This is a genomic window from Methylosinus sp. Ce-a6 (assembly GCF_009811655.1).
Classification (GTDB): domain Bacteria; phylum Pseudomonadota; class Alphaproteobacteria; order Rhizobiales; family Beijerinckiaceae; genus Methylosinus.
In genome coordinates this window covers 102,593-116,131 of record NZ_BGJX01000008.1, presented here as the reverse complement: position 1 = coordinate 116,131, position 13,539 = coordinate 102,593, and the positions used below count along the sequence as shown (strand labels likewise).

Below are 13,539 nucleotides of genomic sequence, written 5' to 3'. Positions count from 1 at the left end.
AAAACGAAAAAGGCCTCCCGGAGGGGAGATCCGGGAGGCCATGCGTCCGCCGTCGCGCGAGAGGGGGCGGGGAAGCGGCGGCGGGCTTCGACGCCCCTGGCTTACCGGGCGTCGAATGCTTCGAAATCGAAAAAGCTCGAGCGTTTCCAGCCGAAGTGGACGCCGGTTCGGCGTCCGGAAACGCGTCAAATCCCTAGTTGCAGACCCGCACGCGGCGATAGGCGACGACATCGCCCCAGTCGTCGACGACCGGCTGATTGGCGAGATAGCAACCGCCGTAACCGTAGCCGTAGCCGTAACCGTAACCGTAGCCGTAATGCGGCTGCGACGCCGCGGCGGCGACCGCGCCGACGGCCAGAGCGCCGAGCACGCCCGCCGCGACGGGAGCGCCCCAGCCGTAGCCATGGTGGCCGCGCCAGCCATAGCCGGCATGGCCCCAGCCCGGACGCCATTCGTGACCGCCGTGATGGCCCCAGCCGCCATGGTGGTGGTCCCAGCCGCCGGGATGGCCCCAGTCGTCGGCGTGTGCCGGCGTGGCGGCGCCGACCGTCGTCGCGGCGATGACGCCAGCGACCGCGATTGCGGCGATTTTCATGATCTTGGCGTCCATGGACGCTCTCCTTCGCTCCGTCGGCCGCGCGCGGCGCGGGCCGGCAATTCCCGATGACGAAGGAAAGGTTAATTCCGCGAAGCTGAACGGCGCATGGCCGGTTCGTTCATCTGGCCTTCAGGAAACGCGGCAGGGCGCGGACATCAACCGACGCGCTTCCAGCCGTCCATGCCGAGCCGCTCCTGCGGCAGGAAGCGGGCCTTATAGGCCATCTTGCGCGAGCCTTCGACCCAATAGCCGAGATAGAGATGGGGCAAAGAGGCGCGGCGCACCCGCTCCACATGATCGAGAATCATGAAGGCGCCGAGCGAGCGCTCGTCCATCGTCGGATCGTAGAAGGAATAGACCATCGACAGACCGTCGGCGAGATAGTCGGTCAGGCAGCAGGCGACGAGCCTGCCCGGCCCGCCATTGACGTCGGGCGCGCGATATTCGACGAGCCGCGTCTCGACATGGCTGTCCTCGACCATCATCTGATAGTCGATCATGCTCATGTCGGCCATGCCGCCGTCATTGTGCCGCACGCCGACATAGGCGCGAAACAGCGCATATTGCTCGGTCACGGCATGGGGGCGGCGCGCCTCGGCGAAGATGTCGGCGTTGCGCCGCGCCACCCGGCGCAGGTTCTTGGACTGCTCGAACTCGTCCACCTTCACGCGCACCGAGATGCAGGCGCGGCAGGTCTCGCAGGCCGGCCGATAGGCGATGGTCTGCGAGCGGCGGAAGCCCGATTGCGTCAGAGTGTCGTTGAGCGCCGGCGCGCGGCGGCCGATGAGATGGGTAAAGACCTTGCGCTCCTCGCGGCCCGGCAGATAGGGGCAGGGCGCGGGCGAAGTGAGATAGAATTGCGGCGCGTCGCGGGGCTCTCTCGTCACGCTGGTCTCGTCCTGTCGCCGAATTCGATATACCGCACGCTCCGACGCCTTCCAGCGCGGACGGACAGCGATATTAGAATCGACGCGGGCGGCGCGCCAAGAATTTTTCTACTCGATATCTCAATCCGCGCGGCGCAGGACGATGACGTCGGCCAGAATGTCGTGCAGGCAGCGCTTGTCCGGGGTGATGAAGGTCGCGAGCAGCAGAGGCGGGAACAGCCAGCTCACATAAAAGAGCACGCCGTGGACGGCCGCGTTGAGGAAGGGCGCCGGCGCGCCATCGGAGAGGCGGACCTCGAGGTCCATGGCCCGCATCCCCGGCGTCGCCCGCCGCCAGCCGGAGACCGTGAGGCCGTTATAGAAGAAGGCGACGAGCGGAAACAGCGGCGGCAGCAGCAGAGCCGACAGGCCGAAGCTCAGCACCAGCAGCGCGAACCATAGCGCCGCCGACAGAAGCGCCACCGCGACGAAATCGAGGCAGACGGCGAGGATGCGGCGCGTGCGGACGCCGGCGAGCGCTTCCCGCGGCGGCTGGCCGGGCGAGACCGGATAAAGGCGGCCGTCGCCGCTGGCGTCGTACATTTTCGCATCCTCTCGGCGCCCGCAGCGGGCGGGCCGCGGTTGATGTCGGGGACGAAAGGCCGGCCGTCAAGCTCGGACGCAAGGAAAGCGGGGATTATTTCGTCCCGCGCTTGACGGCGCCGGCCGCGGCTTGGCATGGCTCCCCACCGCCCTGGAAGCGGGCGCCGCGCCGCCCCTCCAGAGCCCTCGAAGCCCCCCAGAGGAGAAGATCATGGCCAGCAACAGGGTCGCCGCCCGTGAGATGGAGGCCAGCGCCGGGATCGATCCGACCGGCGAGGTGAATGGCGGCCATTTGCGCTCCTTCATCGAGCGCATCGAGCGGCTCGAGGAGGAGAAGCGCGCCATCGCCGACGACATCAAGGACGTCTATGGCGAGGCCAAGAGCACCGGCTTCGATCCGAAAATCATGCGCAAGATCGTCTCGCTGCGCCGCCAGGACAAGCACAAGCGCGCGGAAGAAGAAGAAATTCTCGAGCTCTATATGGCCGCGCTCGGCGAATGAGCGCCTGAGGCTCGGCCGGTAAGCATCCGTTAACCATAACTCCTTAACGCTCGACTCCATCGCGCCTGCTTCGAAACGGGCGTCCGCGCGAGGGAACGAGTGGCTTCCGCCAAGTCTCAGAGCCGCGCCGCGGCAACGACGCTCATCGCTCTGTCGCTGGCCGCGCCGGCGGCGGTCGCGCCCTCGCGTCCGGCCGAGGGCCAGGCGCTCTCGCCGTCCTCGCTCGATATCGCCCCGCTGCGCGATCTGCCGGCGACGCCGCCCATACCGGGCCCCGCGGCCGCGCCGCCCGCCGTCACGCAGCCGGCGCCGGAGCGGCAGGCCGCCCCCGAGGTCTCGCCCGGCGCGCCCAATTATGGACCGCCGCGCGTGCGTGCGCGCGTGCCGCGACCCTATCCGCCGCCGCCGCGCCTGAAGCCGCCGCCATTCTCGCCGGCGCACCCGCTGCCGCCGCTCGAGCCCTATAAGACCTCCTACCAGGCCAAGGAGAAGATCAAGCGCCAGGCGAGGCTGCGCCTGCGCGGCTTCCGCGGGACGCTGGATCTGCCGCCCGAGCGCCCGCCGCCGCCCAATGTCGCACTGCCCGCGCAGATACCGACCAAGCCCAAGCCGGTCGTCGACGCCAATCCCTATGCGCCGCTGGGCGTCGGGGTGGGCTCGCTGCGCCTCTACCCCTATGCCGAGCCGACCTTTGGCTATGACACCAACCCCAACCGCCTGACAGCGGACGTCCACGGCTCGCAGTTCTTCCGCGTCGACGCGGGCCTGCGGCTGCGCTCGGAATGGACGCGCGACGAGATTCAGGGGAATCTGCGGCTCGGCTATGTCGATTATTTCAGCGTCCAAAACGCCGATCGGCCGGACGGCGCCGGCGACGTCTTCTATCGATGGGACGTCGCGCGCGACACAAAGGTGAAATTCGAGGGCCGCTTCACACTCGACACGCAGCGGCCCGGCGCGCCGGGCCTCGCCACCACACTGCCCAATGTCGTCGTCGTCAATCGGCCGCTCATCGTCTCGCTCGGAACCGCGGCCGGCGTCACCCAGAGCTTCGGGCGCCTCGACGCGACGATGCGCGCGACCTTCGACCGCTGGATCTATCAGAACGCCTATTACAACGACGGCTCCGTGCTCAATCTGATGAGCACGAGCTACAATGCCTACGGGATCAATCCCCGCCTCGCCTTCGAGCTCAATCCCTCGATGAAGCCTTTTGTGGAGGCGATCGTCGACAAGCGCGTCCACGATTCCTGGCTCGACCCTTACGGCTATGCGCGCGACAGCACGGGCGTCTATGGCCGTGTCGGCACGACCTTCAAGATCACCGATCTCGTCAGGGGCGAAGCCTCCGGCGGCTACGCTCAGCGCGACTATGCCGATCCGCGCCTGCCGCGCCTGCGCGGGCCGATCATCGACGCCGCCATCATCTATACGGCGACGCCGCTCACCACGTTCACGCTGCGCGCCGGAACGACGCTCTCCGAGACCACGCTGCAGGGCGCTGCGGGCATTCTCTCGCGCAACATCACCTTCGATGCGACGCATGCGATGTTCCGCAATTTCACCATCACCGCGACCGGCAGCTATCAGACCAATAATTATCAGGGCGCCGACACTCTGGAGCGCATCGGCACGGCGGGCGTGAAGCTCGAATACAAGCTCACGCGCTCGCTCTCCATCAAAGGGAGCTATTTCTGGCAGCGCCTCGTCAGCACGGCGAATTCGAACTTCACCGCCAATGTCATCATGGGCGGGCTTCGCTTCGAGCCGTGACGAGAGTTTCGTCTCGCGCCGCGCGCTCGGCCCATTTCACGCGGCCGACCTCGAGGCCCCAGACGGCGCCGAGATAGATGAAGAAATAGCGCCAATGGTCGATGTCGATCTGCAGCGCCTGCAGGAAGAACACGAACATCGCCGACCAGATGAGCTGCCCCTGCCGCAGATAGGGCGAGCGCGTGAGCGACAGGCGGAAGCCGACGAAGGTGGTCGTCAGCACGAGGCCGAGAAAGGCGAAGCCGCCGAGCCAGCCATTGGAGGCGAAGGCGTTGATGTAGGAATTATGCGGCTCGAGGCCGAAGGTCAGGCGGAATCGCAGCGGGCCCATGCCGTTCGGCCGCTCGACGAGCATGGGCAGCGAGCGCTTCTGATTGCCGAAGCGCCCCGTCGGGCCCTCGTCATAGTCCTGCGTCGCCGAGGCGCGCTTGAAGAAGAACTCGCGCACCGAATAATCGGTGAGCGCGACGCCTATGCCGACCGCGACGACGCCGGCGACGGCGAGCGCCATGGCGCCGATGCGCAGCCGCATCTTGCGGGAGTCCGCCGTGACGACCGACATGATCGTCATCAGCGCGATCGACACCACCGCCGCGCCCCAGGAGCCGCGCGAGAAGGAGGTGAAGAGCGCCGCGCCGCAGAGCGCGAGGCCGATGAGCGTGACGGGCCAGAATCGCCAGCGGCCGAGCAGCAGGCGCTGCACGAAAAAAAGCACGCCCGGCACCATATAGGAGCCCAGCACATTGGGGTCCTTGAAGGGCGCCATGGCGCGCCCGTCCAGCGTCATGGCGGCGTGATTGCCGAACAGCCCCGCCCAGGAGCCGACCGCTATGACCGCCGCCAGAATGCAGCTCGCCGCATAGCCGCTCATGCACAGATCGAAGCGCCTCGACGTGTTCTCCGAGAAGAACAGCATATAGAAGGCGCCCGTCGTCGAGATGAACAGCGTATGCGTCATGAACTCGACCGGGTCCGGCTCGTTCCAATAGGGAATGAGCGAGAGGTAGCCGCCGAGCGTCCACAGCGCGAGGAAAGCGACGCCCGGCAGCACCGCGCGATGAATGCGCACGCCGCCGAGCCCCCAGACGATGAGCGTGAGCAGGATCAGGAGGTCGTAAGGAGAGGGCTCGATGAACACCACCGAGCCGGAAAAGGAGGTGATCCAGAACAGCGCGCCGAGCAGCCGCGGATAGTTCAGGGTCCATCTCGGCTGCGCCGCCGCCGCCGCGGCCTCGGTCATCGCTTGTCCCATATCGGAACGATCCAGAAGATCGCGCGCCTTCGGGCGCGACGCGCGCGACATGAGGACGGCGCCTTGCGAATTTGCTAGCCTCTTCATCGTTAACAAAGCGTGACCTGAGCTTGATAGCGAAGCGACATCGCGCCCTCTTGCCGGACCATGATGAAACAGCTTCGATCCTTTCGCTCCTCGCCCGAATCGGGATTCAGCAAGAGATGAACCAGCGATTTTCGCCGCCGCGCCTGCGCCACGAGAGAGGTCACGACGACGAGCTCTTGCGCTCGGCGGAGGAAACAGGCGAGGAGACGCTCCGGCGCCTGAAAACCTCGCCGTCCGGATTGGCCGTGCGCGCCGCGGCGCTGAGGCTCCGGCGCGTCGGGCTCAATCGCATCGCCCGCGAAAGGCGTCCGAGCCTCATGCGCGAGCTCGCCGGCCGCGCCAAGAATCCGTTGAACGCTCTGCTGCTCTCGCTCGCTGTCGTATCCTACGCGCTCGGCGATCTGCGCGCATCCGTCGTCATCGCGGCGATGGTCGTGCTGAGCGTCGGCCTCGCCTTCTTTCAGGAGCATCGCTCCAACGAGGCGGCGGCGCGCCTGCAGGCCATGGTGCGCACGCACGCCTCCGTGCGCCGGCCGGGCGCGCATACGCCGGACGGTTTCGTCGAGGAGCCGATCGAGCGCCTCGCGCCGGGCGACATCGTGCGCCTTTCCGCCGGCGATATGATCCCCGCCGATCTGCGCCTGCTCGAGGCGAAAGACCTTTTCGTCAATCAATCGGCGCTGACCGGCGAATCCATGCCGGTGGAGAAATTCGCCCATGCCGAGCCCGCGAGCGATCCATTCGCCGCGCGCAATATCGCGCTGATGGGCGCCAATGTGGTGAGCGGCTACGCCACCGGCGTCGTGGTGGAGACGGGGCGGCGCACCGCTCTCGGCGCGCTCGCCGACAAAATGGCCGGCGCGCGCGTCGAGACGAGCTTCGACAAGGGCGTGACGCGATTCACGCTGCTGATGATCGGCTTCATGGCGGTGATGGCCCCTGCCGTCTTCATCATCAATGGCGTGACCAAGGGAGACTGGCTGCAGGCGCTGCTCTTCGCCGTCTCGGTGGCGGTGGGCCTCACGCCCGAAATGCTGCCGATGATCGTGACGGTCAATCTCGCCAAGGGCGCGATCGCCATCGCCCGCAAGAAAGTGATCGTGAAGCGATTGAACGCCATCCAGAATTTCGGCGCGATGGATGTGCTCTGCACCGACAAGACCGGCACGCTGACGCAGGACCGCATCATATTGAAGCGGCATCTGGATATTTTCGGCGAGGATTCGGACCGCGTGCTCGAATTCGCTTTTCTCAACAGCCATTTTCAATCGGGGTTGAAAAATCTGCTGGATCGCGCCGTGCTCGAGCATCACGAATTGGCGAGCGCGCTGCGTCCCGATCACGCTTTCGAGAAGATCGACGAAATTCCCTTCGATTTCGAGCGGCGGCGGCTCTCGGTGGTGGTGCGCCGCGACGACGGGCCGCATCTCCTCATCTGCAAGGGTGCGGTGGAGGAGCTCTTCGCCATTTCGTCGCGCTACGAGACCGCGACGGATTGCGGCGCGCTCGATCCTTCGCATCTCGAGGCGGCGCAGCGCGAGACGGAGGAGCTGAACGCCGACGGGTTCCGTGTCGTCGCGGTCGCCTACAAAGAGCTGCCGCAAGAACAGGCGAGCTTTTCTGTCGCCGACGAGAGCGCGCTGACGCTGCTCGGCTATATCGCTTTTCTCGATCCGCCCAAGGAGAGCGCCGCGCCGGCCATAGCGGCGCTCGAAAAATCCGGCGTCGCGGTGAAGATACTGACCGGCGACAACGAGATAGTGACGCGCAAGATCTGCAAGGACGTCGGCCTTTCGGTGGGGCGCGTCGCGCTCGGCTCGGAGATCGAGCGGATGAGCGACGAGGAATTGTCCGCTCTCGCCGATGAGGCGAGCGTCTTCGCCAAGCTCTCGCCGCCGCAAAAGGCGCGCGTCATCGATGCGCTGCATCGCAAGGGCCATGTCGTCGGCTATCTCGGCGACGGCATAAACGACGGGCCGGCGCTGAAGGCGGCGGATGTCGGCATTTCCGTCGACACGGCCGTCGACATCGCCAAGGAATCGGCCGATATCATCTTGCTCGAGAAGAGCCTCGCCGTGCTCGGCGACGGCGTGCTCGAGGGCCGCAAAGTGTTCGCCAACATCACCAAATATATCAAGATGGGCGCGAGCTCGAACTTCGGCAATATGTTCAGCGTGCTCGGCGCGAGCATGTTTCTGCCCTTCCTGCCGATGACGCCCATTCAAGTGCTCACCAATAATCTGCTCTATGATTTTTCGCAGACGACGATCCCCACCGACAATGTGGATAAGGAATATCTCGAGAAGCCGCGCCGTTGGGACATAGACAATATCGCCAAATTCGTGACTGTCGTCGGGCCGATCAGCTCCATCTTCGATTATGCGACCTTCGCGCTGATGATCTACGCCTTCGGCGCCTGGACCGATCCGTCTCTGTTTCAGAGCGGCTGGTTCGTCGAATCGCTGCTGACGCAGACGCTCATCATCCATGTCATCCGCACGGCGCGGGTTCCCTTCATCCAGAGTCGGGCGAGCAATGCGCTGATGCTGACGACGCTCGTCGTCTGTCTCTTCGGCGCGGCGCTGCCCTTTTCGCCGATCGCCGGCGTCTTCGGCTTCACGCCGCTGCCGCCGCTCTATTGGCCGGCGATATTCTCCTTCCTCCTCGCCTATTGCGTGCTCGCGCATCTCGTGAAGAGCTGGTTCGTGAAGAGATGGGGGATGTGATGGAATCATCGTGCGCGACTCCTTCTCCCGCCTGCGGGAGAAGGTGGCCCGGCGTAGCCGGGTCGGATGAGGGCTCGTCGCCATTGCCCGCGACATCGATGAAATGCGCGCCAGCGATGAAGGATTCGAATTCCGCCGTCGGCCCTCATCCGATCCCGCCATTAGCCCGGCGCTTGCGACGGGCGTCCTTTCGGACGCCCTATGGCGGGGCCACCTTCTCCCGCAGGCGGGAGAAGGGGCGCGCGTTCTGCGTGGCGTCGGAGGGCTTTGTCCCATGACATTCGGCGCGCAGGACGAGACCGTTCGTTTTCTCATGGCGCAGGGCGAGGACGCGCAGACGATCGTCACCCATATCTCGATCGTCGTGCTGACGAAGGAGCGCGCCTATAAGCTCAAGCGCGATGTCGTCTTTCCCTATCTCGATTTCCATACGCCACAGATTCGACTGGCGATGTGCGAGCGCGAAGTCGCGCTCAACCGCCGCACGGCGCCGCGGCTCTATCTCGCCGTGCGACGCGTCACGCGCGGGGACGACGGCGCGCTTGCCTTCGACGGCGAGGGGGAGCTCGTCGACGCCGTCGTCGAGATGCGGCGTTTCGAGGAGGACGATCTCCTCGACAATCTCGCCGTCGCCGGCCGTCTCTCGGCGCCGCTCGTCGAGCGGCTCGCCGAGCGCGTCGCGCTGTTTCACGATGGCGCGGAAGTGGTCGCGGGCCGCGGCGGCGCGGCGGTCATGGCCTCTCTGCTCGATCTCGGCGAAGCCTGCTCGCTCGCCAAATCGGCCGTTGTTTCCGCAGAGGAGCGGCGCGCGCTCGCCGACGATCTGCGGAGCGCGGCGCAGACGCATGGCGCGCTCATCGATCATCGGCGCGACGCCGGCAAAGTGCGGCGCTGCCACGGCGATCTCACCTTGCGCAATATCTGCCTCGTCGACGGCGAGCCGACGCCTTTCGACTGCATCGAATTCTCCGATGCGCTGGCGACGATCGACATTCTCTACGATCTCGCCTTTCTAATCATGGATCTGCGCCGGCGCGGGCTGGACGCGCTCGCCGCCTTCGCGCTCAATCGCTATCTCGATCAGCGCGACGAGGCGGACGGCTTGCCGCTGCTGCCCTTCTTCATGGCGCTGCGCGCCGCCATCCGCGCCGATGTCGCGGCCGCGCGCGCGCTCGACGCCGACGCCGATCATGCGGCGCTGAACAGAGAGACGCGCGATTATTTCGATCTCGCTCGCGCTCTGCTTCGACCCGCGGCGCCGCGCATCGTCGCCATCGGCGGCCTGAGCGGCTCGGGCAAGTCGAGCGTCGCGGCGGCGCTGGCGCCGCTTCTCGGCGCGGCGCCCGGCGCGCGCACGCTCAACAGCGATCGGCTGCGCAAGAAGCTCTTCGGCGTCGCGCCGACGTCGCCTCTGCCGCAGGAGGCTTACACTGTCGCCGTTTCCGCAAAGGTCTATGAGTCGATGCAGAGCGAGGCGCTGCGCGTCGCCGCTTTCGGCTGGCCTGTCATCGTCGACGCCGTCTATGCGCGCGAAAGCGAGCGCGATGCGCTGGAGGCGGCGGCGCGTGGCGCGGGCATTCCCTTCGCCGGCTTTTGGCTCGAGGCCGATGCGTCGCTGTGCGTTTCGCGCGTCGGCGCGCGCAAGGGCGATGTGTCGGATGCGACGCAGGAGATCGCGGCGCGGCAGCGCAATTACGATCTCGGCGCGCTGCGGTGGATGCGCATCGACGCTTCGCGAGAGACGGATGTGGTCGCCGAGGAGATAGCGGCGCTGACGCCCCCTCCCCAGCCTTCCCCCGCTGCGCGGGAGAGGGGGTAGGCTGCGCGCTTCATCGAGCCGCCGCGAGACGCCGATCGTCGGCGTCTCCCTCTCCCGCCGCAGGCGGGGGAGGGCCGGGGAGGGGGCGCTCACGGCAACAGCACCGCCGCGCCTTGCAGGCGCCCCTCGCGCAAATCCGCGAGCGCCTCATTGGCCGCGGCGAGAGGATAGCGCACGACATGCGCATCGACGCCGAGCTGGCGAGCGAGCGCCAGAAACTCGCGCGCGTCGTCGCGGGTGAGATTGGCGACCGAGGCGATCCGACGCTCCTCCCACAGCAGCGAATAGGGAAAAGAGGGAATGTCGCTCATGTGAATGCCGCCGCAGACGACGATCCCGCCCTTGCGCAGCGCCGAGAGCGCGCGCGGGACGAGGGCGCCGACGGGCGCGAAGATGATCGCCGCATCGAGCGTCTCGGGCGGCGCCTCGTCGGAGCCGCCGGCCCAGACGGCGCCGAGCGAGAGCGCGAAATCGCGCGCCCTCTCGTCCCCCGGCCGCACAAAGGCGAAGATGCGCCGCCCGCGCGCGATCGCGACCTGCGCGATGATATGCGCCGCGGCGCCGAAGCCGTAGACGCCGACGTTCCGCGCTTCGCCCGTCATTTTCAGCGAGCGCCAGCCGATGAGGCCGGCGCAGAGCAGCGGCGCCAGCGTCGCGGCGTCGCCCTCTCGCGGAAGCAAAAAGCAATAGGAGGCGTCGGCGACCGTATGAGTCGCATAGCCGCCGTCGCGCGTGTAGCCGGTGAAGAGCGGATCGTCGCAGAGATTCTCATGTCCGCTCGCGCAATAGGGGCAGGCGCCGCAGGTGTGGCCGAGCCAGGGAACGCCGACGCGCTCGCCGATCGCGAATCCCGTGACGCCCGCGCCGATCTCCATCACGCGGCCGACGATCTCATGGCCCGGAACGATGGGCAGCTTCGGATGCTCGAGCTCGCCGTCGACGACATGGAGATCGGTGCGGCAGACGCCGCAGGCCTCGACCTCGAGCAGCAATTCGCCTGAATCCGGACGGGGCAGGGGCCGGCGCTCGGCCGCGAGCGGCGTCCGCGGCCGGCGCAGCGCCATGGCCGTCATTTCCGGCGCGCTCATGCGGGCTCGAGCCTCTTGGAGAAGAACATGCGGCTATGGCCGAGTGGAAAATCGGCGATCTCGCCGAATCGGACGAAGCCGAATCTCTCATAGAGGCGAGCGGCGCGAGGGTCGAAACTGTCGATATAGAGGCCGAGGCAGTCGCGCGAGCGGGCCTCGCTCTCGGCGCGCCGCAGCAGCGCCGTGCCGAGGCCTATGCCGCGGCGCTCGGGCGAGACCCACAAATGCCTTATATAGAGCCAGCGCCAATGGAAGACGCCGTTGAGCCCGCCGATCAGCGCGCCGGCGTCGTCATGGGCGATGATGGAGTAGGGCGCCTCGTCGCGGGGGCGGAAACGGGCGGCGAGCTCGCCGCCGAGCGCCGCCGCGACGGCCGGGCTCTCGCGGGCGAGATCGTGGAAGACGACCGAAAGCGTTTCCCGCGGGGATTTCCCGTCAGGGTCTTTTTGGGGAGGAGTTTTCTCGGTCATGCGCCATCCCCCGCGAAGCAACGCGACGATCTCATTCTGGGCGCTCGCCGCCCTCGCCGCAATCGCCCCTCGCGTCGAGGCGCGCGAGGCGGCGCGCCGCGTAGCGGATTATCGGCCTGTCTTTCTGGAATGCCATGGGCCCTCCGGCGAGACGCGCCTCGCCATCCGCCGCATGCGGCTCGACGGCGAACGAATCGCGCTCACGGTCGATCCGGCGACGCTGGAGACGAGCCTCGAGCCCGAGAGCGCATGGCGCTGCCTCGAGACGACGGAGGAGGCTCAACAGGAGACGCGCTTCATGCGCGCGCTGCGGCCGCGGCCCGGCGCTCCGGACGAGCCGCGTCTCGTCGCCTCCGGGCGCAGCCTCTCGATCAGCGCCGGTCTCGGCCATGGGGCAGGGGCGGGCTCCTATCTCACCGGCGATCTCTGCCCGAGCCGGCGGCCGCTCGACCGCGACTTTCTGCGCAGCCTCGCCGATGTCGCGCCCGGCGCGCCGCTGGCGCTCTCCGTGTCCGGCCTCTGGCTCGAGCGGCACGGCGCGGATTTCGACTGGCTGATGAGCGAGGCGGCGAGCGGATCGCTGCGGATCGCCTGGGTCGGCCATTCCTACAGCCACCCTTACGCTCCGCGCCTCGCCGATGCGCAGAATTATCTGCTGCGGCCGGGCGTCGATCTCGACGCCGAAATCTTGCGGGTGGAAAAGCTTTTGATCGAGCGCGGGGCGACGCCTTCGGCGTTTTTCCGCTTTCCCGGCCTCGTCGCCGACGCGCGGCTGATGGAGAAGCTGCGCCGCCGCCATTTGATCGCGCTCGGCGCGGACGCCTGGCTCGTGCTTTCGCCGGCGCCCCGCGACGGCTCGATCGTGCTGGTCCACCCCAATGGCAACGAGCCCGCGGGGCTGCGCCTATTCTCGAGACTGCTGGAGCAGGGCCGGCTGCCCCTGCCGTTTCGGCGGATCGAGGAGGCGCCGGAGTGACGGGAGGGGGGTCGTCTTTGCAAAGTTCGGCCGATTTGCCATAGTCCGACGATGAAGGAGAGCTGCTATGCCGAGCGGCGTTCTACTCGAGCGGGACTTGGAGAGGGCCATCGATCGGCTGGTGTCGAGCGGCCGCTATCGTTCCAGGAGCGAGGTAATCCGCGAAGGCGTGCGGCTGATCGAAGAGCGCGATAAGCGAATGGCGGCGCTCGATGTCGCTTTGCAGCGCGGTCTCGCCGACGCTCGCGCCGGCCGGATCCATTCCGCTGACGAGGTTTTCGCCGAACTTCGCGCGCGCTATGGAGACGCAGGGGGCCGACGCTCCGAATGAAGCTCGCCTTCTCCGCCGAGGCGCGCGCTTTCATCTTTGTCGACGATCTCGAGGCCCGCTGCCGCGCCCTTCCGGCGACGCCGCTGGCCTATCCTCTCCTTCCTGGTCACGAAGCGAGCGGCATTCATCGGGTGGTCCATGGCAATTATCTGATTTTCTATCAAGTCTTGGACGAGACGGTCGTCGTCCTGCACGTCCTCTCCGGCGCGATGGATTTATGAATCGTGATTGTTTCCAAAAGGCTGACCCGCCCTGTCGGGTAAGCTTTCCCTTACATTGACAAGGGTTCTGGCGGCTCTTATCTCTCGCCCGGTCGCCGCGCCGCCGCTGCGAGCGCGAGCGCGCGGCCGCGCGCGCCTTTCGAAAAGAAATTGGCAAATCGAAAGGAACATGTGCGAAAAGGCGGCCTCCGCCGGCCCCTTCCCCGGGGCTCATCTAGAAAGGTTTG

General features: G+C 66.9%; 13 protein-coding genes. 7 read left to right on the top strand and 6 right to left on the bottom strand.

Annotated elements, in window-relative coordinates; genetic code table 11:
- Positions 1-193 precede the first annotated feature (193 nt).
- From Mspo_RS07840 to Mspo_RS07830, 3 genes are all read right to left on the bottom strand, one after another.
- Entirely contained in the window at positions 194-610 is a 417-nt protein-coding gene (locus tag Mspo_RS07840; RefSeq protein ID WP_159728499.1) for a hypothetical protein, read from the bottom strand.
- A 143-nt stretch (positions 611-753) separates the two neighbouring features.
- Complete coding sequence (locus Mspo_RS07835) at positions 754-1,485, bottom strand: arginyltransferase (RefSeq protein ID WP_159728497.1); 732 nt, start codon at positions 1,483-1,485, stop codon at positions 754-756.
- Positions 1,486-1,605: 120 nt separating this feature from the next.
- Entirely contained in the window at positions 1,606-2,067 is a 462-nt protein-coding gene (locus Mspo_RS07830; protein WP_159728495.1) for an RDD family protein, read from the bottom strand.
- 241 nt (positions 2,068-2,308) lie between these two features.
- On the opposite strand from Mspo_RS07830, the gene Mspo_RS07825 reads away from it, so the two are divergent.
- Together Mspo_RS07825 and Mspo_RS07820 are read left to right on the top strand one after the other, a co-directional pair.
- Positions 2,309-2,569: a DUF2312 domain-containing protein gene (locus Mspo_RS07825; RefSeq protein WP_108917590.1), complete on the top strand. Its 261-nt coding sequence runs from the start codon at positions 2,309-2,311 to the stop codon at positions 2,567-2,569.
- A gap of 99 nt (positions 2,570-2,668) precedes the next feature.
- Positions 2,669-4,342 (top strand): outer membrane beta-barrel protein, encoded by a 1,674-nt coding sequence (locus tag Mspo_RS07820; protein ID WP_159728493.1) that lies wholly within the window; start codon positions 2,669-2,671, stop codon positions 4,340-4,342.
- Here the strand turns inward: Mspo_RS07820 and Mspo_RS07815 are convergent.
- Positions 4,314-5,645, bottom strand: a complete 1,332-nt coding sequence (locus Mspo_RS07815) for an O-antigen ligase (RefSeq protein ID WP_244613234.1) — start codon at positions 5,643-5,645, stop codon at positions 4,314-4,316. The two genes, Mspo_RS07820 and Mspo_RS07815, sit on opposite strands and share 29 nt — an antisense overlap.
- A gap of 152 nt (positions 5,646-5,797) precedes the next feature.
- Here Mspo_RS07815 and mgtA point away from each other — a divergent pair, with 152 nt between their 5' ends.
- Positions 5,798-8,407 (top strand): magnesium-translocating P-type ATPase, encoded by a 2,610-nt coding sequence (mgtA, locus tag Mspo_RS07810; RefSeq protein WP_159728489.1) that lies wholly within the window; start codon positions 5,798-5,800, stop codon positions 8,405-8,407.
- 274 nt (positions 8,408-8,681) lie between these two features.
- Positions 8,682-10,226: an AAA family ATPase gene (locus Mspo_RS07805; RefSeq protein ID WP_159728487.1), complete on the top strand. Its 1,545-nt coding sequence runs from the start codon at positions 8,682-8,684 to the stop codon at positions 10,224-10,226.
- A gap of 89 nt (positions 10,227-10,315) precedes the next feature.
- Here the strand turns inward: Mspo_RS07805 and Mspo_RS07800 are convergent, their stop codons facing one another.
- Positions 10,316-11,299, bottom strand: a complete 984-nt coding sequence (locus tag Mspo_RS07800) for a zinc-dependent alcohol dehydrogenase family protein (RefSeq protein ID WP_159728569.1) — start codon at positions 11,297-11,299, stop codon at positions 10,316-10,318.
- An 11-nt stretch (positions 11,300-11,310) separates the two neighbouring features.
- Entirely contained in the window at positions 11,311-11,784 is a 474-nt protein-coding gene (locus tag Mspo_RS07795) for a GNAT family N-acetyltransferase (protein WP_159728485.1), read from the bottom strand.
- Here Mspo_RS07795 and Mspo_RS07790 point away from each other — a divergent pair.
- From Mspo_RS07790 to Mspo_RS07780, 3 genes are all read left to right on the top strand, one after another.
- Positions 11,783-12,760, top strand: a complete 978-nt coding sequence (locus Mspo_RS07790; protein ID WP_159728483.1) for a polysaccharide deacetylase — start codon at positions 11,783-11,785, stop codon at positions 12,758-12,760. The two genes, Mspo_RS07795 and Mspo_RS07790, sit on opposite strands and share 2 nt — an antisense overlap.
- A gap of 67 nt (positions 12,761-12,827) precedes the next feature.
- Positions 12,828-13,091, top strand: a complete 264-nt coding sequence (locus tag Mspo_RS07785; RefSeq protein WP_159728480.1) for a type II toxin-antitoxin system ParD family antitoxin — start codon at positions 12,828-12,830, stop codon at positions 13,089-13,091.
- Positions 13,088-13,312, top strand: a complete 225-nt coding sequence (locus Mspo_RS07780; protein WP_159728478.1) for a type II toxin-antitoxin system RelE/ParE family toxin — start codon at positions 13,088-13,090, stop codon at positions 13,310-13,312. The genes Mspo_RS07785 and Mspo_RS07780 overlap by 4 nt, the downstream gene beginning before the upstream one ends.
- Positions 13,313-13,539: the final 227 nt, after the last annotated feature.

Excerpts from the sequence above, each read along its gene's own strand:
- Mspo_RS07840 (WP_159728499.1), bottom strand. The coding sequence starts at position 610 with ATGGACGCCAAGATCATGAAAATCGCCGCAATCGCGGTCGCTGGCGTC.
- Mspo_RS07830 (WP_159728495.1), bottom strand. The coding sequence starts at position 2,067 with ATGTACGACGCCAGCGGCGACGGCCGCCTTTATCCGGTCTCGCCCGGC.
- Mspo_RS07825 (WP_108917590.1), top strand. The coding sequence starts at position 2,309 with ATGGAGGCCAGCGCCGGGATCGATCCGACCGGCGAGGTGAATGGCGGC.
- Mspo_RS07815 (WP_244613234.1), bottom strand. The coding sequence starts at position 5,645 with ATGTCGCGCGCGTCGCGCCCGAAGGCGCGCGATCTTCTGGATCGTTCC.
- mgtA (WP_159728489.1), top strand. The coding sequence starts at position 5,798 with ATGAACCAGCGATTTTCGCCGCCGCGCCTGCGCCACGAGAGAGGTCAC.
- Mspo_RS07805 (WP_159728487.1), top strand. The coding sequence starts at position 8,682 with ATGACATTCGGCGCGCAGGACGAGACCGTTCGTTTTCTCATGGCGCAG.
- Mspo_RS07800 (WP_159728569.1), bottom strand. The coding sequence starts at position 11,299 with ATGACGGCCATGGCGCTGCGCCGGCCGCGGACGCCGCTCGCGGCCGAG.
- Mspo_RS07790 (WP_159728483.1), top strand. The coding sequence starts at position 11,783 with ATGCGCCATCCCCCGCGAAGCAACGCGACGATCTCATTCTGGGCGCTC.
- Mspo_RS07795 (WP_159728485.1), bottom strand. The coding sequence starts at position 11,784 with ATGACCGAGAAAACTCCTCCCCAAAAAGACCCTGACGGGAAATCCCCG.
- Mspo_RS07785 (WP_159728480.1), top strand. The coding sequence starts at position 12,828 with ATGCCGAGCGGCGTTCTACTCGAGCGGGACTTGGAGAGGGCCATCGAT.
- Mspo_RS07780 (WP_159728478.1), top strand. The coding sequence starts at position 13,088 with ATGAAGCTCGCCTTCTCCGCCGAGGCGCGCGCTTTCATCTTTGTCGAC.